The sequence below is a fragment of the Mobiluncus mulieris ATCC 35243 genome (assembly GCF_000160615.1).
In the GTDB taxonomy this organism is placed as follows: Bacteria; Actinomycetota; Actinomycetes; order Actinomycetales; family Actinomycetaceae; genus Mobiluncus; species Mobiluncus mulieris.
Genome location: NZ_GG668519.1, coordinates 108,854 through 126,503 on the forward strand (window position 1 = coordinate 108,854; position 17,650 = coordinate 126,503).

Here is a 17,650-nt window from a genome sequence, read left to right on the forward strand (position 1 = left end):
CTATAAAGCCCAGATTTTCCCCGCAAGTTTTCCCCGGTCACACCGCTTTCCGGGTGGTTTTTCAAGCCACCCAGGTTGACCTAGTTCACTTTGTGCCGGTAAATGGCCAAAGACGCAAAGTAAGAGCCCACATTCAAGGCAATAGTCAACACTAGTAAGCCCCCGGCAATCAGGTTGATTTTACCCGCCAAAACGGCCAGGAGTTGCGCTTTTCCCGCATCGCTTAGCGAGTTGGATCCTATTGACATACCAAATCCCAAAATCATAAAAATAATCACTAAAGGAATGAAGGCTTTTTCCGGCCCCAATAAATAGATACAGGGAGTCAGTAAAGTGGGGAAAAAGGTAGTCGCAAACAAGCAGCCAGCAGCCACCAGTGATACGGTCAACGTCGGTGCGCCCCCAAAATGTAGCGCCACGGAAATCAGTACACTTGCTATCACGCCGATAATCCAAAACCACAGGTAGCGTTCCAGCATCACCAGTGTTTTCTTTATGGGTGCGGATTGCAGATACCGATCTACCTGGAATCTCATATCGGTAATTTGCGTTCCAATCCCTGAAAAAATACCAGTAACGACCAGCACCACCGTGGGCATTCCCAAAATATACTCTAGTTTCCAGCCGACTCGTGGTACTAGCAGCGCAATCTGCAGGACTAGAAAGACTGGGACAATCAAAAATACCCACCGAAACACTATCCAATCCTTGTACAGTAGGGCTTTCATTCATTTCCTCCCGGTTCTTCATCTAGTAGGTCAATCATTTCTAACAGTTCGGCGCGGCTCAGCTGGGCTAATGCCGCGTATTTCAACGCGTCACGCAGCACGGCTTCGAGCTTGCGCAGGTATTCCTCGCGTAGCAGCTCGGAGTTTTGGGCGGCTACGAAACTGCCTTTGCCCACCACCGAGTTGGTAAAACCCTCTTTTTCTAACTCGTCATAGGCACGTTTAGTGGTGATAACACTGACGCGCAGTTCCTTGGCCAGCAGGCGGATTGAGGGAAGTTGCTCCCCCGCCGCCAGTTCGCCGGTAACGATGGCACGTTTTAGCTGGTTTTTGATTTGCAAATAAATCGGGTCATCACTGAAGTTACGGATTTGAATGTCCACTACTCACCTCCGGGGATACCGCAAAGTATTCTTTAACAATGACTTGCAAGCACATCCTCGCCGCCCTTACCTAGTTAGATTTATGCCGGTAGATAGCAAGAGAAGCATAATAAGAAACCACATTCAAGACAATAGCCCCAACTAACAGCACCCACGCGATTAGGTCAGCGTTATTGACCATACTCAGGATAAACAGTTTTGCGGCCTGTTCAATTTCCTTGCTATTTATGGTACCAACAGCGAAGCCGGCACCCGTAGACACCAAGAGCATTACCAGGATTATCAGAGGCACCAAGGCTTTTTCGGGGCCAAGTAGATGCGCAAAAGGAATAGTCAGCGCATTTATCTCGGCCACAGCAAAGAAAAACATGGCAGCTATCAACAACTTAGGTACTTTCAGTTCCGTGAAATACATAGAACCCGCCAGCAGCAAAGTAGCAGCCACTGACCAAATCCAACCGGATAAATAACGTTGAGTGATGATAGTGCTTTTCTTTACGGTTGCTGCCAAAATATAGCGGTCACTGTGTGTCTTTAGGTCGTAGAATTGTGCCCCTGCTCCCATCGTAACTCCGGCAATGAAGAACATGGCAGCTACTATTCTCATCACATAATCCACCCCAACCCCAACAGCGGGAAGCAGCAGCATCTCGAACATCGCCAGACCACCAAGAAAGAGATATGCCCAGCGGTAGCAAATCCAATCTTTATACATCAGGGCTTTCATTTTTCCTCCCCTTTAATCAGATAAACCATGATGTCCTCAATGCTGGGGCGCTCCAGAGTGAAACCGGCGGGAACCCGGTCACGTTCAACCAGCACGGTGTCACCAAACTCGGTGTGACGCCGCCCCAAAATCGCACCAGGAGCAAGTGATGCTAGTTGCTCAGCGTTGGCTTGCAGCAGAGCGTATTTTTCGCTCAGTTCGTCTTTCGCTTCCATCATGAGTAGTTTCCCCTTGTGTATGAAAGCAACATAATCAGCGGCTTTTTGCAAATCCGAAATAATGTGCGAGGAAAACAGCACACTGTGGCTTTCATCCTGCATGAAATCCATAATGATGTCCAACACGTCGTCGCGCACCACCGGGTCAAGCCCCGAGGTGGGTTCGTCCAAGATTAGCAATTCCGCGTGGTGGGACAGGGCGCAAACCATTCCCAGTTTCATTTTCATACCCCGAGAGTATTTCTTTATCCATTTCTTAGGTGGCAGGTCAAAACGCTCGGCCAATCCCCAGAAGGTTTGCGGATGCCAAGCCTCGCCGTAAAGCAGATGGTTAAAGTGTTCCACGTGTTTGAGTTTGAAGTTTTCCGGCAGATACAGGTCGTCAAAAACGAATCCTACCCTTGCCTTGTAAGCTGGGCTGTCCGTGGCGGGGTTATTTCCCAACACCCGGATATTTCCCGCGCTGGGTTCCAAAATTCCGTGCAAAAGCTTCATCGTGGTGCTTTTGCCGGCACCGTTTTCCCCAATCAGCCCCACAAAGCAGCCTCGGGGAATATTTAGAGTTAATGGTCCGAGTTCAAAGGTGCCAAGTTTTTTGACCAGCCCCTCAATCTCGATAGCGTTGGTCGTTGGCGTGTTCATAACCTGACTCCTCTCTTAGTTCGTCTGGTTTTATTCCTACCCGAAGTATACATACCGTTCATGGTGTACATATCTATTATATACACCATGAACGCGGCTTGTCAAGCCCCTAATGAGACCCCCTAGAACTGGCTAAAAAACGCGCAAAACCACTTGCGCTACGCTCGCAGAAAAAACCTGCACTTGACACCATGAGAAAGGCTTCCACCGCGCCGAGCAGTTAGCCAGGTTGAAGGGCTACGTCACCAACATCCCGGTTGCGCTCATGCCCGCTAGTGAGGCCATCGACAACCACGAACTACGGCACGTAGAACATTTGACGCACGTCCAAAACCGATTTACGCGCCCGCCCAATATTCCATCGGCAACACGAGGCCATAGAAACCCACCTGACCATCGTTATAACCGCCATCGTTATAACCGCCCTCGCCGTATCCCGCTATTTGCAACAAAAGACTGGTATCACAGCAAAAAACTCGTCCGCATGCTACGACCAATCCAGAAACAAACCATCCCCTACCAAAGCCACGAAATCCAATCTAGCGACCCCATCACCCCGCAAACCCAAAAAACCTAGACAAACTGGGTCACTAAAGCTGCACGAAACAGGTTGAAATAACTTACTGCATACGTGTCCAAAAATGAGGCCATTAACTCCCCTGGATAATCACCCATTTCTGAAGTTGCTTTTGCATATTGTGTCCAGTTTGATGAATTAATATCGTTTAGATTACCAAAATTTTTAACTGCTTGGGTAATATCAGGATGTTTTTTAACGAAGTCATTAAGAGCTATAATATTATCTTGGAATTCATCACCTCCATATAAAGTAATTACTGACTCTTCTAGCCTAATTTGAAACGAGGGTTTAATCAAGGAAGTCTTCGCCTCAGCAGCTTGATTATTTATTCTTATAGTTGAATCTTCCGCCCGTTTATGTATTCATATTTATCAGTAGAAGTTTTTGAAGGAAATCCACTTTCTAAAGAATAAGCACGAATTCCACCTGCCTGCACCGCTAGTAGCGCCGTTGCACCAGTACCTAGCAGGAATACGGCAACTTTTCCAGTAGTACGTTCGTATTCCATGAAATCTCCTTTGAACTCGGCTCGGTACTGCACGGCACCAACAACGATTTTCGCCGCTCTTCTCAGTGAATCACACCCGCAACCGTCGGCGCTACCGTCAGGTGTCGGTATTTTTATACCGACTTTGAACACAGGTAAATCACGCAATAAATAAGTTTATTTTTGATATTTCCCCAAACAAAGCGCTCTACGTGTGCTTTAGGTGTCATTGTTGGTTTACAGGCGCACACGCAGGTTGTGGTCGAGTACGCTCATGAACTCATCCGTGGTCAGCCACGGCGTATCGTGGCCTACCAGCAGTGCCAAGTCCTTGGTCATCTGGCCGCCCTCCACGGTTTTCACGATCACGTCCTCCAGGGTGCTCGCGAACTCGACCACTTCCGGGGTGCCATCCAGTTTCCCGCGGTGCGCCAGCCCTCGCGTCCAGGCGTAGATGGAGGCAATCGGGTTGGTAGAGGTTTTTTCCCCCCGCTGCCAAGCGCGAAAATGCCGGGTCACCGTGCCGTGAGCCGCCTCGGCCTCTACCGTGCGCCCATCCGGAGTCATCAACACCGAGGTCATCAAACCCAGGGAGCCGAAACCCTGGGCCACCGTGTCGGACTGCACGTCACCGTCGTAGTTCTTGCACGCCCAAATATAGCCGCCCTCCCACTTTAAAGAACTGGCCACCATGTCGTCTATCAGGCGGTGTTCATAGCTCAAGCCCGCAGCCGCGAAACGTTCGCGGAACTCACCGTCGAAAACCGCCGCGAAAATATCCTTAAACTGACCATCGTAGGCCTTTAAAATCGTGTTCTTCGTGGACAGATATACCGGATATCCCCGGTCAAGCCCGTAGGTGAAACATGCCCGGGCGAAATCGCGAATCGAATCATTGAAGTTGTACATTCCCAAAGCCACTCCCCCACCCTCGGGCATATGGATAAGCTCGTGGCGGATAGGTTCACCGCCGTCATCGGGAGTCCAAGAAATCATCACCGTGCCCGCCCCGGGAACCTTGAAATCCGTGGCCTTGTACTGATCGCCAAAAGCGTGGCGCGCCACGACAATCGGTTTATTCCATCCCGGCACCAGACGGGGCACGTTTTGCATAATAATCGGTTCGCGGAAAATCACGCCGCCCAGGATATTGCGAATCGTCCCGTTGGGGCTCTTCCACATATGTTTGAGTCCAAATTCCTTGACCCGCGCCTCGTCTGGGGTAATAGTCGCGCACTTTACCCCCACCCCGTATTCTTTGATGGCGTTCGCCGCGTCAACGGTAACTTGATCGTCAGTGGCATCGCGGTTTTCAATCCCCAGGTCGAAGTACTTCAAATCCACGTCCACATAGGGCAAAATCAGTTTTTCACGAATCTCTCGCCAAATAATCCGGGTCATTTCGTCGCCGTCGAGCTCCACCACCGGGTTTTTCACCTTGATTTTCGCCATATTTTTGCTCCTTTTCGCACCGTTGCCCCCGTCAGGATTTTTCCAGGGTTCTTTCTTGAATGCGATTTTACTCGACATCAAGATAAATTGCGAAGTTTGGGGCTGGCACCTCATGAAAATGGCACCTCATGCAACCAAGCACCCCCAGCGAGACACCACTACCCGCTACACGTGAGTGTGCCCAATAAAATGCAGCATCTGGTGGGCGGCCGTGTCCTTCAAGGTGTAGCGCATCAAGCGTCCAGCGCGTTGCGCACTGACCCAACCTTCGTCACGTAACACCCGCAGGGCTTGCGAGGCCGCTGTCTGGGTAATACCCGCCGCCTTGGCTAAGTCTTGCACGCAAGAACCGGGGTAAATATGCATATAGGACAGCAGTTTCAGCCGGGTCAAGTCGGCCAGCAGCTCGAATCGCGGAGCCCAGGTGGTAGCGATTTGATCAATGTCCACCGGTTGCATCGGGGTTTTCGCGGGTCGCCCGTGGTGGGTGTGGTAGTCGTCGTGGTGGGTGGCGAGGGTGGCCTCGGGTTCATGAGGGGCTGGTTCGGATTCATGAGGCGTTATCTCGATATCCGCCGCGCATTGACGCCCCGACCCGGTTCCGTGTGGATGAGTTAAGGCTTCGCGCAGGGCACGAATCTCGGAGGCGGGCAGATTAGTCATGAAACCTTCCTTTCTGGCACCCTCCAATTGTGTCATTATTCACACAGTTTTGGCACGTTATGCCCAGAATTCAGTGCCGCTTGGATAATTGCCCCAATACTGACCGCATGGTAATATCTTTGCTAACTAACATATGTCCATTCAGACATTATTAGAAAAAGCACTAGAGACAATACGTTACACACAAGGAGCAGCTATGCCTCACCCCGGACACCCCGGAAAAAACACCCTAAAAACCCTCGCAGCCAGCGGTGCCGTCCTGGCGCTAGCGTTGAGCCTCACCGCCTGTCAAGAAGGAGCCCCCGCGAAAAAAACTGCCACCGATGCCGGCCAAACGACTGCTGCGGATGAAATCACCTTGGCGGATGCCTATGAACTTGGTGGATACAATCCCACCAACGGCTACGCGGAACTGGGCGTATCCCCCATGTATGAAGGCCTACTGGGCTTGGAAAGCAAAGACCCGCATAAGCTGCCGCAACTGCGCCCGGTTTTGGCCACCGCTATGCCAACCTCTAATGCCGATAAGACCGAGTGGACCGTGGAAGTACGCAGCGGCGTGAAATTCTCGGACGGCAGCGACTTCGACGCTCAAGACGTGGTGGCAAACTACAAAGAAGTTATGAATCCCGCCACCGCCTCCGAAATCGGGGCTTCGTACGAGATGGTCGATCAGATCAACGCGGACGGAAACAAAGTCACTTTCAAACTAAAGTACCCCTATCCGGATTTCCCTTCTCGCCTGCTGCTGGGACTGGCACCTAGTGAATACATGAAAGGCGGGCTGGCCAGTGAATCCCCGCTGAACACCAAACCCGTGGGCACCGGACCGTACGTCCTGGAAAAACTCGACAGCCAGAAAGCCGTGTGGGCAGCCAACCCCAATTATTGGGGAAAGGCACCGCAGGTCAAGAAACTGACCACGGTTTATGTGCCCGACGACGCCGCTCGCGTCTCTCGGATTCGCACCAAGGAATTCGCCGGGTCGATTATCCCCCCAGCCTTGGCGAACAGCTTGAAAAACCTGGAAGGATACAAAGTAGTACACGCGGATTCAGCGGACTGGCGCGGGGTCAGCTTCCCCGGTTCCAATGCATTTTGCGCCGATCCGCAAGCCCGGATCGCCCTGAACGAAGCCGTAAACCGCAAAGAAATCATTGAAAAAGTCCTGTTCGGGGCGGGTAAACCGGCTTCCACCCCGGTTTCTGCAGTTTACGAGGCTTACGACCCCGAAGCCCAGTTCAAATTCGACCTGGAAGGCGCCAAGAAACGCCTGGATGCGGCCGGCTGGAAACCCGGCGCAGACGGGATTCGCGAAAAAGACGGCCAGCGTGCCGCTTTCACCCTGGCCTATACCTCTAACGACACGGTACGCCGCGATTTGTCGGTAGCTTTCGCCGCCGCGATGAAACCACTGGGCGTAGACGTGAAACTGGAAGGCACCACTTGGGATGCCCTAGAAGGACGCCTGGACAAAGTCGGAATCCTGCTGGGTGGCGGCGACAAGCCGTACTCCATCGACACCCAGGTATACTCGATTCTGCACACCCGCGAAGCAAACACCTCGCAATACGACAACCCCGGCAACTACGGCTCGCCGGAAATGGATAAAATCCTGGAACAGGCACGCCAATCCGGGGATGAATCCGAACGCGTGAAGCTCTACCAACAAGCCCAAAAGCAGTATTTGGCAGCCCCAAACCACGTATTCCTGGCATTCTTGCAGCACACCTATGTCACCCGTGACGATGGTTGGAAAACCGGGAATCTGACGGTAGAGCCGCACTCCCACGGCGTAAACTGGGGTCCGTGGTGGAACCTGGGACAATGGGAGAAATAAAACCAAGTTACAACGTGGCCGCTGCGTCCGAGTCGTACCACGATTCGGACGCGTCCCGCGTGTCGGAAACACTCAGGAAAGCCCCTCATGAACCGTCAAAAATAACCGACAAGGCCACCGAAGCAACCGAAGCAACCACCACCGGAGCCTCGCTGCGCCAGGCTCGCCGCCGGGAGCGCCGCCACCAGGTACTGGTTTTGGTGCGCAACCGCCTGTTGGTGCTGCCGGTGTTACTGGTAGCCATTTCATTAGGGGTTTTCCTGCTCGCCGCCGTTTCCCCCCTAAACCCACTGGTGGCGTACCTAGGCGATCGCTACCAGTTCCTCAGCGCCACCCAACGGGAATCCATCGCGAAGGCCCTAAATCTGAATCAATCCTGGCACGGAGCCTGGCTGGCTTGGACGAGCGACCTGGTACACGGCAATTTGGGGTTTTCCCGCACCTATAACCAGCCGGTTGCCCAAGTTCTGGCCGAGCGTTTCGAAGCCACCCTGGTGCTGTCCGGCGTAGGGCTGGCCTTGGCTTTTGTGCTGAGTATCCTGCTGGGAATGCTGGGCTTGCGCTGGAACTGGCTGGGTCGCGTGTTCCAAATCCTTATGCTGTTTATCCAGGCCATCCCGCCATTTGTGCTGGCGCTCGGAGCCATGCTGTTCCTGGCTTTGGGCACCGGGTGGTTCCCCGCCGGGGGGCGCAGCGCCCCAGACGCGGCGACTCCCTGGGAGTGGTCGTATCTGATTTTGCCGGCCAGCGTGTTGGCGCTAAGCCAAATGCCGTGGATGTTGTTAACCTTGTGGGAACGCGCCCAAGAAAATCTGCATTCCGACTGGTGGAAGGCCGGGATTGGGCGCGGGATTCCCAAAGGCACTCTAATCCGCCGCTACGTCCTGCCCCTGTCGCTGGCTCCCACCATCACCATGGTGGGAATGCGCCTGCCGGAACTGATTGTCGGCGCGGTGCTGGTCGAAGAAGTGTTTTCTTGGGGTGGGCTGGCGGCAGCGCTGGTGGCCTCCGCCAAGGGACTGGATTTACCGCTGTTGACCTTCCTGACTTTAGCCTCGGCGGCGCTGGTGATTATCGGCAACCTGGTGGCCGATGTCTTGTATCTCTATTTCGATCCGCGGGTGCGATATGTTTCATAAATCTTGGTTAAAAGCGTTTGTTCCCCACCGGCTAGCGCTTTATGGACTGGTAGTAATGGTGGTCTACGCAGTAGTGCTGCCATTTTTTGCCACTGCGGATTCCCACGAGGCCAATCTCGCCCAGGCGCGCCTGGCACCCAGTGCCTCTCACTGGTTTGGAACCGATGCCGCCGGGCATGATTTGTTGGTGCGCGTGGCACTGGGGCTTCGGGTAAGCCTGATTGTGGCGGCCGCTTGCGCCGTGATTTCCACTGTTATCGGAGTGCTGATAGGTGCCGTGGCGGCGGCGTGGGGCGGGAAAACCGACTCGCTCCTCATGCGCTTTACCGATACCATTAACGCCTTGCCCCAGCTGCTGCTGGGCATTGCGATTGTGGCGTTTTACCCCGGTTCTCTCGTGGCTATTATCGCCTCGATTGCCTTGGTGCATTGGTCGCCGGTGGCGCGTATTGTGCGCTCGATTGCGCTGTCTACCCGCGAATTGGAATATGTAGAGGCCGCGTATCTGGCGGGCGCGAGCCACTGGCAAGTGGCGCGGCGCCACCTGTTACCCTCGGTGTTCGGCCAGATGAAAGTCAGCGTCGTATTGCTGTTCCCCCACGCGATTTGGCATGAATCCACCCTGTCTTTCCTGGGGTTGGGGATTTCCCCCGACCAGCCTTCGCTGGGGACCCTGCTGGAGGTGGCGCGCACCGAAATCCTGATTGGGTGCTGGTGGGAGCTGGTGTTTCCGGCGGGAGCTTTAGTGTTGTTGAGCCTGCTGATTTTCGGGTGGGCTTCCGGTTTGGGCAAGCCCGCGCGGGGCAAGTCGGAACGCCCCACGCAGACCGCGCAGTTGCCGGGTGATTTGAGCGCTACCGTCACCGAACCGCCGTTTCATGAGGTGCCAGCCGGGGATTCGGACGAAATCACAACCCCGCCCGCCCTGGAATTCCGGGATTTGAGCGTGATTATCCCCAGCTCTGGTCGAAACTGCGACCAGCAAACTCATGAAACCCCAGCAGAGGCAGGCACCGATGAAACAGAACCGGGAGCCACCCCCGACACGCGGTGCGACCTGGTTTTAGAAAACCACGTGAACCTGCAGGTCAGCCCCGGCGAGCTGCACGTACTGCTGGGACAATCCGGGGCGGGGAAATCGATTCTGGCCAAGGCCGCCACGGGAATGTTGCCCGGAAGAATGCAGGTCAGCGGGGAAATCAGCGTGGCCGGGATACGGCTGTATGGCAAAAACTGCCCGTGGCAACAAGTGCGCGGGCACCTGATTGCCGTGGCCGCCCAATCCAGTGCCACCGCTTTTGCCCCGAACCATACCATTGGCAACCAACTAGGGGAAGCCGTAAAGATATTGCGTCGCCGCGATGTGACGGGGGCGCTTCATGAGGTGCCAACCGCAGAACCGGGCTCAATGGTAGCAAGCGGCTCGTCTCTCCGAGGGGAACCCACGCTTTCTCAACCGGGGCAAGGCTCACTTACGGATGCTGCATCCGCATCCAAATCCGCGTCCAATACTGTGGCTGAATTGTGCGAAATGACGGGATTCCCCCCGGATTCTCTGTCGGCTTATCCCCACGAGTTATCCGGTGGCATGTTGACCCGCGCCAACTTGGCACTGGCCTTGGCGGGGAACCCCACAGTTTTAATTGCCGACGAGGTTACGGCTGGCCTGGACGAGGCACGCCGCAACCAGATTTGGCAGCTGTTACGTGTTTTGGCAGACCGGGGTATTGCGGTGCTGACCATCACCCACGATTTGGCTATGCTGCTGGATTTGCCGCTGGCAGACCAGATAACTGTGCTGGGCGCGGGTCGGGTTTTGGAGCAAGGCTCAGCCACGCAGGTGCTGGGCAGCCCGCGCCACGTTTATACCCAGGAGTTATTGGCGGCTTTGCCGAGGAATTTGGCGCGGGTCGGGGTTGCTGTTTCCGGGAAGACTCCGGATTCAGGCTCCCGGGGTGAATCCGGGCTGGCACCTCGTGAACCCGACACGAACCGCGAAACCGTATTGGAAGTAAACGACCTGGCGGCCGGATACCACGGGGTTCCGGTGGTCAGTGGATTCAACCTGTGCCTGCACCGGGGCGAAACCGTGGGGTGGTTCGGGGACTCGGGCTGCGGCAAGACCACGACGGCTCGAGCGATTGCCGGGCGCCTTGCTCCCCTGGCGGGACAGATTCGCTGGGGGACACGGACGGAAAATGCGGTGTCAGCGGCAGCGGGCGAAAATCTCGTGCCCGGAAAACGCACTCACACGGCGGCGCGTCCTGAAGCGGCAAGGCATCCCGGAGTGGCGATGCTGTTCCAGTCGCCTCGACGCTCGGTGAATCCGCGTTGGACACTGCGCCAAATCATAGAGGAGCCGTTGCTTTACGCGGGTATTCCGCAAGACGTGCAGCATCGGCGTTGCGCAGAGATTTGTGGGGAACTGGGGATTCCACCCGGATTCATGAGGCGCTTCCCGGCGGAAGTGTCCGAGGGTCAGTTGCAACGCATTGCCTTGGCCAGGTGTTTGTTGACCGAGCCAACGGTGCTGATTTGTGACGAAGCCACCGCCATGCTCGATGCCTTTAGTACCGCCAGCCTGGTGCGAGCGATTCAACGGCGCTCAGCGCGGGGACTCGCGGTTATCGCGATTAGCCACGACCGGGAACTGCTGGATTACTGGGCCGACCGCAGCCTAAACCTGGGTTGAACAGCTTGCGGGCAACCCCATACCGGCTCTTCGCATGTAAGTGTGAAGTCGGCGTTTCGGCATATTGTAAACATTGAATGTACTGGTATGTCGGTATCAAACGTCGAGCCATCACACAAAGTCAACATGTGCTAATGAGGTAAAAGTGCGGGTCATCCACGGTTACTGTCATGGGATCCCAATTTTGGGACTGGTCGTGCCCTGTACAAACTGGATGAGTATTGTATAGAATTAAATTGCTGTATAGCACAGTTAATAAGCTATCCCAAATTTACAGAGGGATAAAAATGAGAAAGAAATTTGTTTTAACCTTGTTGTTTGCATCCATGCCACGCTGTTTCCCATGGCTGTCAGTAGCCTCGGACGCATCTGTGGCACCCGAAATCAAGGAGTTACAAGATAAGGATACAGGAGTGGTTCTTAAAGTTTGGAGCGAAGGGAACTGTGAAAAATTCGGAGTACAAGAATTTGTTCCAGGTAGTGACGAACATAGAATTAACGTAAAGTACGACATTAGTACAAAATGTGAGGTTTTGAATTTTAAGGTTCAGAAATTACCGAAATCACAGAGTAAGAATAACATAAAAGGTATCAGTAAAGCCTCTGATAGCTGCAAAACTGTTTACTCGGAACAAATGCTGAAAGACCCCGTCAATTTGGTGATATCTAAGCTGACAACATCTAGCGTTATGTGTTGGAACGGTCATACGTCTTATTTTAGCGCACCAAGAAGCGCTGAGGCAACTGCCCCACTGGCTTGGAACCATGTCTCGGACTCTGCCTGTTGACTTTTGTTGCATTCAGGGATACCCTAGAGCTCTATAGCATAAGGAGATCACAAGAGCTGCAGATGCAATGCATGACATCTTGATAAGGACTGCCATGGCTTCAGATATAGCTGCAAATAAGGCAAAATCTGCCAAAGTGCGTGATACAAGTATCCATGCCTCACAATCACAAGAAAATCTGCCTGACCCAAACGATTTTCTCGCTAAAGTTGAGTCTCTTCCACCACGATACAGAAAGGTAATGCTTGGTATGGCTCAAGGTTCCACAAACCGTGAGATTGCACGACAGCTTGGCATTACCGAATCAAGCGCAGCCACCTAGGCCAAAGAGGTGATCAAAGTCATGGGACTTCGTCGCATTGAGCTTGCTGCAAACGCTACGAAGTTTGGATTGTTGTAGCTCTAAATAGTAGTTTGAGGGAACGGGACTGCGGTGGGATTCTTGGACTGGATTTGGACTGGGAAGGAGTATCGCATGTTTAGTGCCGAGCAGCGTCGTGTGGCTATCGAGTTGTTCATTAAGTATGATTACAGCGCTATGGCTATTATCCGGGAGTTGGGTTGCCCTTCTCCGAACTCGCGGCGGGAGTGTGGACACCTGGGATGGGTGGGGATTTCTCCCATCATTCGACTGGCTTGAAATACTGCTAATGAAACCAGTTCCCGAGCGTCTTCACTGGTCAGGCTATAGAAGACTTTGTTGCCTTCCTGGCGGGGACTCACGATTTTGCCCCACCGCAGTTTTGCCAGGTGCTGGGATACCGCTGTGGGGGTTTTATGCACCAGTTCTGCCAGGTCGTTTACCGATTTTTCGCCTTCCCGCAGTACCAAAATCAGCCGTACCCGGGTACTGTCGGACAGGAGCCGAAATACCTCGGCGGCGAATTCCACATAGTCGCTGTCTAGGCTAGAAGTACATCTCTTAGTATCTTCATTCATACGAAGATACTAAGAGATCTGGAACCGCTTCTGTAAGAGAATTCCCGAAATTATTTCAAAACGCTACGTACAGAACTCCGGGAAAGGCGGCTGATAAAAAGAAAAACGGGTACCGCAGTCGGGAGAAAATGCACCGGGAGGCTCGAAATCCAGGGTTTTTGGGCAAAATCTCTCGACTCCGGTACACCTAGGCCGGTATAGCCCACCAGAGCCCCGCCAGATAGCTATAATCTGTTTTAGGAAAGTGCCCAAAATGGCAAAATTCTAAAATAGGAGGGCTTGTGGAGTTTCAGCGTGACGCATACTTGCGGCGGCTCATTGCCCGCCAACACAACGGCTTAGTCAAGGTAATAACCGGAGCTAGGCGCTGCGGCAAGTCCTACCTGTTGTTTAAACTGTTCCAGCGTCACCTGTTGGAATCGGGGGTGCAAGAATCCCAAATTATTCCCGTACAGTTGGACGATTTTCAAAACCGTGAACTGCGCGTCCCCGAGTCCTGCAACGACTACGTACGCCACCGGATCAAAGGCCAGAATCAGTATTACCTGCTGTTGGACGAGGTACAATTGATGGCGGATTTCGAGGACGTACTCAACGGGTTTTTACACATTCCGAATCTGGATGTCTATGTCACTGGTTCCAACTCGCGATTTCTTTCCACCGATGTGATTACCGAGTTTCGCGGACGCGGCGATGAAGTTCGCGTCCATCCGCTCTCGTTTAGTGAATACCACCAAACTCTGGGCGGAGACTGGGAAGATAACTGGAATGACTACATGACTTTCGGGGGAATGCCCTACGTGGCGACGCTGGTCGAAGAAAAAGAAAAAACGGCTTATCTGCAAAGATTATTTCAAGAAATCTATCTGCGCGATATTGTGGAACGATACCAGATTCGCAACGAAGCGGAGTTCTCTGAACTGGTGGATGTGGTGGCTTCCAGCGTGGGCTCACTGACGAATCCCGCCAAGTTGGCACGCACTTTCGCCAGCGAAAAACATGTCGAGCTCAGCGCCCCCAGTATCAAGAAATACCTTGACTATCTGGAGGATGCTTTTATTATCACGCCCGCCAAACGCTATGATGTGAAGGGTCGTAAACATATTGGGTCTCCCCTGAAGTATTACTTCGAGGACGTGGGTTTGCGCAACGCCCGGCTTAACTTCCGCCAACAAGAACCTACGCACCTGATGGAAAATACCATCTATAACGAGCTGATTATCCGGGGTTTTTCCGTGGACGTAGGCATCGTGAAGATGCGCGAGAGTGGGACACATAAACAGGTGGAAATTGATTTCATAGCCAACGAAGGCAGCAAGCGCTACTACCTGCAATCTGCTTTTGCCTTGCCAGATGCGGCAAAACGCGAACAAGAAAAACGGCCCCTCATGAACACCGCCGATTCATTCAAAAAAATCATCGTGGTGGGCGGAAACCCCCGCCTGACCCGCGACGAAAAAGGCATCGTCACTATCGGACTCAAAGAATTCCTGCTCGCCCCCAACAGCCTCGATCTCTAGCCCGGCTGGCTTTCTTTCGCGCGCGTTCATGAGGTGCCAGTCGGGATTCCCGATGTAAGCTTGAGTGCTGTCCCAGCCAAAATCCCAGTCTTCATACTCAAACAAACTGAGGCACCACACCCGTTTCACGCTCAATATATGTAAGGTACGCCGCCGGTTTGAAACACCATATTTTATGGTGTAAAACCAGGTCATTACGACCTTTCCGGAGCAGTCCAGGGTCGGTCTTCGCTTACCACCATCGCTCCCAGAGGTCACCCGTGGATTTGGGGTAACCGGCAGAATTATGTGTCTTTTCCCGGGCGCGTTGTTATCGGGGTTAAGTAACATTTTGTGTGTCTTTTCCCGGGCGTGTCGTTATTGTATGGTTCCTTTGCGGATGGAGATGTCGAGGTGGTAGTCGGTTTGGGTGAGGTTGATGCCGACATCCCATAGTGCGGGTTCGGGTTTAGGTTCTCTGGTTTGTGGTTTGGCCTGGGGGTTTAGGTGTTCGGGCTTGATGAGCAGGTGCGGGATAACGGGATTTTCACTGTGTAGGTAGCACCACCACTCGACGGCGCGTCTCATATGGTTTTCGGACAAGCCTCGGTGGCTGCGGATTAGCGCCTTGATTTGGGCGTTTATGCCGCCTTCCAGCGCGTTTGTAGTTGATGGTAGCGGCAGAAGTGGCTTGGGCTTGCAGATGAGGGTTCAGGAAAGCGAACAGGGTGCCTCTACGGGTCTGGCTTGCTAAGAGGTTGTAGGCTTTACGGGCGTTTTGATGTGTGTACCACCACTCCTGGTTTGATCTAACCCAGGAGGGGACATCATCAGGGAGTATTTCGCTGCGGCGTTTTCCCTTTGGCCAACTTGTCAGCCAGAATCTTTCTCGCCAGACGAACCGTACAGAAACGCCGATTAGGAATCTCCTCCGTGCCGTACAAACTAGCCAAGTCAGAGAGCACATAGCCATCAAAAGCCATGTTGTGAGCCACAATCGGCCTATCACCAATGAAAGTCATCACTTGGTCTGCGATGTCTGACCACTGCGGCGCATCTTGGACGTCCTCCGAAGTAATACCGTGTACCCACACATTAGCAGGATTGAAATAATCAACTTCTGGGTGAGGACGTAGCAATTTGTAGTAGCTGTCCGAAAGCTTCCCTTCACCATCAAAGGAAACCAATCCCACCGCACAGGCAGAACGACGCTGTTCATTGGCAGTCTCAAAATCGATAGCAACAAATTCACGCATAGGCATCCTCCAACTCTGGCAACAGCCAATTACTGTGGCAATTCTAAATGACCAACAATCCGAAAATAGGCGCTTCGCATCCAGAAAAGTCAAGATTCAATGTCGAAGGGGATCGAATCGTTACGGAACGTGGCTCGAATTCCCGGCTGGCACCTCATGAAATCTAAGCCTCGGGAGTCAGAGGAGGGTGCCCCAGCAGGAAAATCACCGGCGCGAGTCAGACCACGACCGGAGATTTGATTTCTAGCTGCAAGCCCATCGCGGCGAGTACTTTGGTGACGGTTCGCCAAGAAGGATTGCCATCCGCAGCCAGCGACTTATACAAGGACTCACGTCCTACACCTGCCTGGAGGGCAACCGCAGCCACCCCCCGCGCCTTCGCCACATCACCCAGCGCCGCTTGCAATACTGCGGGATTCCCGTCCTCAAGTGCCGCATTAAGATACGCCACGACATCAGCCTCGGTCTCTAAGTATTCACTGGCATCCCAGTCACTGATTTTCACTACCATGAATCCTCCCTAATAATTTCTGCCACCAAATCCTTGGCTTTATCGATATCACGCTGTTGTGTTGATTTGTCGCCACCCACTACCAGCAACATAATCTTGCTACCCTTGGTCACGTAATAAACCCGGTAACTCGGACCGACATGTATTCGCAGCTCAAAGATGCCGCTACCAACCGGCTTAGTGTCGCCCACAACCTCGTCAGACAGCCGACACCGCTGCAAAGCAATGTTGATTCGTGCTCTAGCCTGGACATCCTTGAGACGACGGAACCAACGCTGATACACGTCAGTCTGTTTGATTTCCACCAAATTAGTGTATCCCAGAGGATACAAAATAGCAACGACGGGTGCACCTCAACCAATCTAGCCTAAACCACGCCCGGAAAAGGCGCGTTCGCCCACTAAAGAGGCCTGATGAAATCCCAAAACCTAAAGGGCAAGATGCCTCTTTAGCCCGGCCGCAAAGCAACCGGGATTGTCTTGATGCCACTGGTGGCGGGCACCGGGGACTATCACCAGTCGCGCCCCCGGAATTGCCGCTGCAATATCCCGAGCGGCCGCCAGGTTCGCCCAGTCTTTCGCCCCGCAAGCCACTGTGGTGGGAACCGCGATATTCCCCAGTCCAGCAGTCAAATCCAGGTTCGCAACCGTCCGTAACACAGCTAGTAGTTCTGCTTTACTAACCCCCGGTGGGCACACCGTTTTCGCCGGTAGTACCCGCATCAGTGCAGATTGCACCCGCATCAACACCTGCGGAGGTTTTGCTTGCGGCGCCGACACAAACAGCGAAGCAACTTTGTCGGGGTACTGACAAGTTAGGTTCAGCGCGACGATAGCACCCAGCGATAAACCCACCAGGTGAACAGGCCTCTCCAACGATGCAGCCACGCGCTGTGTGACTGCCTCCAGCGACCAGTCCGCTGTTTCCGCCCCCACGCCGAACACTGCCGCAGTTCGCCCTTCGATTTCAGGTAGTAGCTCAATCACAGGGCGCCAGGCGGCCTCGGTTTCACCCAGACCGGGCAAAAACATCACACGCGGCCTGCCGCCAGTATTACTAGACGCAAAGAATCCGTTGCGTTTCCCCCGTTTTCCATACATGCAATT

At 53.5% G+C, this 17,650-nt stretch carries 20 protein-coding genes and 1 pseudogene; 7 read left to right on the forward strand and 14 right to left on the reverse strand.

The genetic code is table 11. The features are described 5' to 3' along the window. Window positions 1-80 precede the first annotated feature (80 nt). The 4 genes from HMPREF0577_RS05520 to HMPREF0577_RS05535 all read right to left on the reverse strand — a co-directional run bounded on the left by HMPREF0577_RS05520 (window position 81) and on the right by HMPREF0577_RS05535 (window position 2,698). A complete protein-coding gene (locus HMPREF0577_RS05520) occupies window positions 81-728 on the reverse strand; it encodes an ABC-2 transporter permease (RefSeq protein WP_004012744.1) in 648 nt (215 codons plus the stop codon). Continuing rightward, window positions 725-1,111 carry a GntR family transcriptional regulator gene (locus HMPREF0577_RS05525; protein WP_004012745.1) on the reverse strand — a complete coding sequence of 129 codons (387 nt, stop codon included), beginning with the start codon at window positions 1,109-1,111 and terminating at the stop codon, window positions 725-727. The genes HMPREF0577_RS05520 and HMPREF0577_RS05525 overlap by 4 nt, the downstream gene beginning before the upstream one ends. A gap of 70 nt (window positions 1,112-1,181) precedes the next feature. Continuing rightward, a complete protein-coding gene (locus HMPREF0577_RS05530; RefSeq protein ID WP_004012746.1) occupies window positions 1,182-1,838 on the reverse strand; it encodes an ABC-2 transporter permease in 657 nt (218 codons plus the stop codon). Then, window positions 1,835-2,698 (reverse strand): ABC transporter ATP-binding protein, encoded by an 864-nt coding sequence (locus tag HMPREF0577_RS05535; RefSeq protein WP_004012747.1) that lies wholly within the window; start codon window positions 2,696-2,698, stop codon window positions 1,835-1,837. Before HMPREF0577_RS05535 ends, HMPREF0577_RS05530 begins: the two co-directional genes overlap by 4 nt. A gap of 193 nt (window positions 2,699-2,891) precedes the next feature. Here HMPREF0577_RS05535 and HMPREF0577_RS12050 point away from each other — a divergent pair. Further along, a pseudogene (locus HMPREF0577_RS12050) lies at window positions 2,892-3,292 on the forward strand (IS1634 family transposase); the annotation flags it as partial. Here HMPREF0577_RS12050 and HMPREF0577_RS05540 read toward each other — a convergent pair. The 4 genes from HMPREF0577_RS05540 to HMPREF0577_RS05550 form a co-directional block, all read right to left on the reverse strand. After that, window positions 3,272-3,574: a hypothetical protein gene (locus HMPREF0577_RS05540; RefSeq protein ID WP_004012748.1), complete on the reverse strand. Its 303-nt coding sequence runs from the start codon at window positions 3,572-3,574 to the stop codon at window positions 3,272-3,274. The pseudogene HMPREF0577_RS12050 and the gene HMPREF0577_RS05540 sit on opposite strands and share 21 nt — an antisense overlap. A gap of 35 nt (window positions 3,575-3,609) precedes the next feature. Continuing rightward, window positions 3,610-3,933, reverse strand: a complete 324-nt coding sequence (locus tag HMPREF0577_RS11380) for a hypothetical protein (RefSeq protein ID WP_155812128.1) — start codon at window positions 3,931-3,933, stop codon at window positions 3,610-3,612. Between the two features lie 69 nt (window positions 3,934-4,002). Further along, a complete protein-coding gene (locus HMPREF0577_RS05545) occupies window positions 4,003-5,217 on the reverse strand; it encodes an NADP-dependent isocitrate dehydrogenase (protein WP_004017019.1) in 1,215 nt (404 codons plus the stop codon). 165 nt (window positions 5,218-5,382) lie between these two features. After that, window positions 5,383-5,880: an ArsR/SmtB family transcription factor gene (locus HMPREF0577_RS05550; protein WP_004015118.1), complete on the reverse strand. Its 498-nt coding sequence runs from the start codon at window positions 5,878-5,880 to the stop codon at window positions 5,383-5,385. A 196-nt stretch (window positions 5,881-6,076) separates the two neighbouring features. Between HMPREF0577_RS05550 and HMPREF0577_RS05555 the strand changes: the two genes are divergently transcribed. The 5 genes from HMPREF0577_RS05555 to HMPREF0577_RS05575 all read left to right on the forward strand — a co-directional run bounded on the left by HMPREF0577_RS05555 (window position 6,077) and on the right by HMPREF0577_RS05575 (window position 12,661). Further along, window positions 6,077-7,720: an ABC transporter substrate-binding protein gene (locus tag HMPREF0577_RS05555; protein ID WP_036342513.1), complete on the forward strand. Its 1,644-nt coding sequence runs from the start codon at window positions 6,077-6,079 to the stop codon at window positions 7,718-7,720. Further along, window positions 7,708-8,859, forward strand: a complete 1,152-nt coding sequence (locus HMPREF0577_RS05560) for an ABC transporter permease (RefSeq protein WP_004012753.1) — start codon at window positions 7,708-7,710, stop codon at window positions 8,857-8,859. Before HMPREF0577_RS05555 ends, HMPREF0577_RS05560 begins: the two co-directional genes overlap by 13 nt. A gap of 55 nt (window positions 8,860-8,914) precedes the next feature. Continuing rightward, window positions 8,915-11,551 carry an ABC transporter ATP-binding protein/permease gene (locus HMPREF0577_RS05565; RefSeq protein WP_248613712.1) on the forward strand — a complete coding sequence of 879 codons (2,637 nt, stop codon included), beginning with the start codon at window positions 8,915-8,917 and terminating at the stop codon, window positions 11,549-11,551. A 287-nt stretch (window positions 11,552-11,838) separates the two neighbouring features. Then, window positions 11,839-12,339: a hypothetical protein gene (locus tag HMPREF0577_RS05570; RefSeq protein WP_004012755.1), complete on the forward strand. Its 501-nt coding sequence runs from the start codon at window positions 11,839-11,841 to the stop codon at window positions 12,337-12,339. Window positions 12,340-12,433: 94 nt separating this feature from the next. Beyond that, the gene (locus tag HMPREF0577_RS05575; RefSeq protein WP_169305149.1) at window positions 12,434-12,661 is read left to right on the forward strand and encodes a sigma factor-like helix-turn-helix DNA-binding protein; all 228 of its coding nucleotides are present in this window, start codon (window positions 12,434-12,436) and stop codon (window positions 12,659-12,661) included. A gap of 206 nt (window positions 12,662-12,867) precedes the next feature. On the opposite strand, the gene HMPREF0577_RS05580 is transcribed toward HMPREF0577_RS05575, so the two are convergent. After that, window positions 12,868-13,278 (reverse strand): ArsR/SmtB family transcription factor, encoded by a 411-nt coding sequence (locus tag HMPREF0577_RS05580; protein WP_004012756.1) that lies wholly within the window; start codon window positions 13,276-13,278, stop codon window positions 12,868-12,870. A gap of 281 nt (window positions 13,279-13,559) precedes the next feature. Between HMPREF0577_RS05580 and HMPREF0577_RS05585 the strand changes: the two genes are divergently transcribed. Further along, on the forward strand, window positions 13,560-14,798 hold the full coding sequence (locus tag HMPREF0577_RS05585) for an ATP-binding protein (RefSeq protein ID WP_004012757.1): 1,239 nt from the start codon (window positions 13,560-13,562) through the stop codon (window positions 14,796-14,798). Between the two features lie 357 nt (window positions 14,799-15,155). Here the strand turns inward: HMPREF0577_RS05585 and HMPREF0577_RS12055 are convergent, their stop codons facing one another. From HMPREF0577_RS12055 to HMPREF0577_RS05610, 5 genes are all read right to left on the reverse strand, one after another. Next, window positions 15,156-15,365 (reverse strand): hypothetical protein, encoded by a 210-nt coding sequence (locus HMPREF0577_RS12055; RefSeq protein ID WP_004012758.1) that lies wholly within the window; start codon window positions 15,363-15,365, stop codon window positions 15,156-15,158. Between the two features lie 242 nt (window positions 15,366-15,607). Continuing rightward, window positions 15,608-16,033: an exonuclease domain-containing protein gene (locus tag HMPREF0577_RS05595; RefSeq protein WP_004017599.1), complete on the reverse strand. Its 426-nt coding sequence runs from the start codon at window positions 16,031-16,033 to the stop codon at window positions 15,608-15,610. A 217-nt stretch (window positions 16,034-16,250) separates the two neighbouring features. Continuing rightward, the gene (locus HMPREF0577_RS05600; RefSeq protein WP_004012761.1) at window positions 16,251-16,544 is read right to left on the reverse strand and encodes an addiction module antidote protein; all 294 of its coding nucleotides are present in this window, start codon (window positions 16,542-16,544) and stop codon (window positions 16,251-16,253) included. Then, window positions 16,538-16,849, reverse strand: coding sequence for a type II toxin-antitoxin system RelE/ParE family toxin (locus tag HMPREF0577_RS05605; protein WP_004012762.1), 312 nt, complete (start codon window positions 16,847-16,849; stop codon window positions 16,538-16,540). The genes HMPREF0577_RS05600 and HMPREF0577_RS05605 overlap by 7 nt, the downstream gene beginning before the upstream one ends. 123 nt (window positions 16,850-16,972) lie before the next feature. After that, the gene (locus tag HMPREF0577_RS05610) at window positions 16,973-17,575 is read right to left on the reverse strand and encodes an alpha/beta fold hydrolase (protein WP_004012763.1); all 603 of its coding nucleotides are present in this window, start codon (window positions 17,573-17,575) and stop codon (window positions 16,973-16,975) included. Between the last annotated feature and the right edge of the window lie 75 nt (window positions 17,576-17,650).

What these genes read in the sequence shown, in the direction of transcription:
- HMPREF0577_RS05520 (WP_004012744.1), bottom strand. Translation starts at nt 728, where the DNA reads ATGAAAGCCCTACTGTACAAGGATTGGATAGTGTTTCGGTGGGTATTT.
- HMPREF0577_RS05530 (WP_004012746.1), bottom strand. Translation starts at nt 1,838, where the DNA reads ATGAAAGCCCTGATGTATAAAGATTGGATTTGCTACCGCTGGGCATAT.
- HMPREF0577_RS05535 (WP_004012747.1), bottom strand. Translation starts at nt 2,698, where the DNA reads ATGAACACGCCAACGACCAACGCTATCGAGATTGAGGGGCTGGTCAAA.
- HMPREF0577_RS05545 (WP_004017019.1), bottom strand. Translation starts at nt 5,217, where the DNA reads ATGGCGAAAATCAAGGTGAAAAACCCGGTGGTGGAGCTCGACGGCGAC.
- HMPREF0577_RS05550 (WP_004015118.1), bottom strand. Translation starts at nt 5,880, where the DNA reads ATGACTAATCTGCCCGCCTCCGAGATTCGTGCCCTGCGCGAAGCCTTA.
- HMPREF0577_RS05555 (WP_036342513.1), top strand. Translation starts at nt 6,077, where the DNA reads ATGCCTCACCCCGGACACCCCGGAAAAAACACCCTAAAAACCCTCGCA.
- HMPREF0577_RS05560 (WP_004012753.1), top strand. Translation starts at nt 7,708, where the DNA reads ATGGGAGAAATAAAACCAAGTTACAACGTGGCCGCTGCGTCCGAGTCG.
- HMPREF0577_RS05565 (WP_248613712.1), top strand. Translation starts at nt 8,915, where the DNA reads ATGGTGGTCTACGCAGTAGTGCTGCCATTTTTTGCCACTGCGGATTCC.
- HMPREF0577_RS05570 (WP_004012755.1), top strand. Translation starts at nt 11,839, where the DNA reads ATGAGAAAGAAATTTGTTTTAACCTTGTTGTTTGCATCCATGCCACGC.
- HMPREF0577_RS05575 (WP_169305149.1), top strand. Translation starts at nt 12,434, where the DNA reads ATGGCTTCAGATATAGCTGCAAATAAGGCAAAATCTGCCAAAGTGCGT.
- HMPREF0577_RS05580 (WP_004012756.1), bottom strand. Translation starts at nt 13,278, where the DNA reads ATGAATGAAGATACTAAGAGATGTACTTCTAGCCTAGACAGCGACTAT.
- HMPREF0577_RS12055 (WP_004012758.1), bottom strand. Translation starts at nt 15,365, where the DNA reads ATGAGACGCGCCGTCGAGTGGTGGTGCTACCTACACAGTGAAAATCCC.
- HMPREF0577_RS05595 (WP_004017599.1), bottom strand. Translation starts at nt 16,033, where the DNA reads ATGCGTGAATTTGTTGCTATCGATTTTGAGACTGCCAATGAACAGCGT.
- HMPREF0577_RS05600 (WP_004012761.1), bottom strand. Translation starts at nt 16,544, where the DNA reads ATGGTAGTGAAAATCAGTGACTGGGATGCCAGTGAATACTTAGAGACC.
- HMPREF0577_RS05610 (WP_004012763.1), bottom strand. Translation starts at nt 17,575, where the DNA reads ATGTTTTTGCCCGGTCTGGGTGAAACCGAGGCCGCCTGGCGCCCTGTG.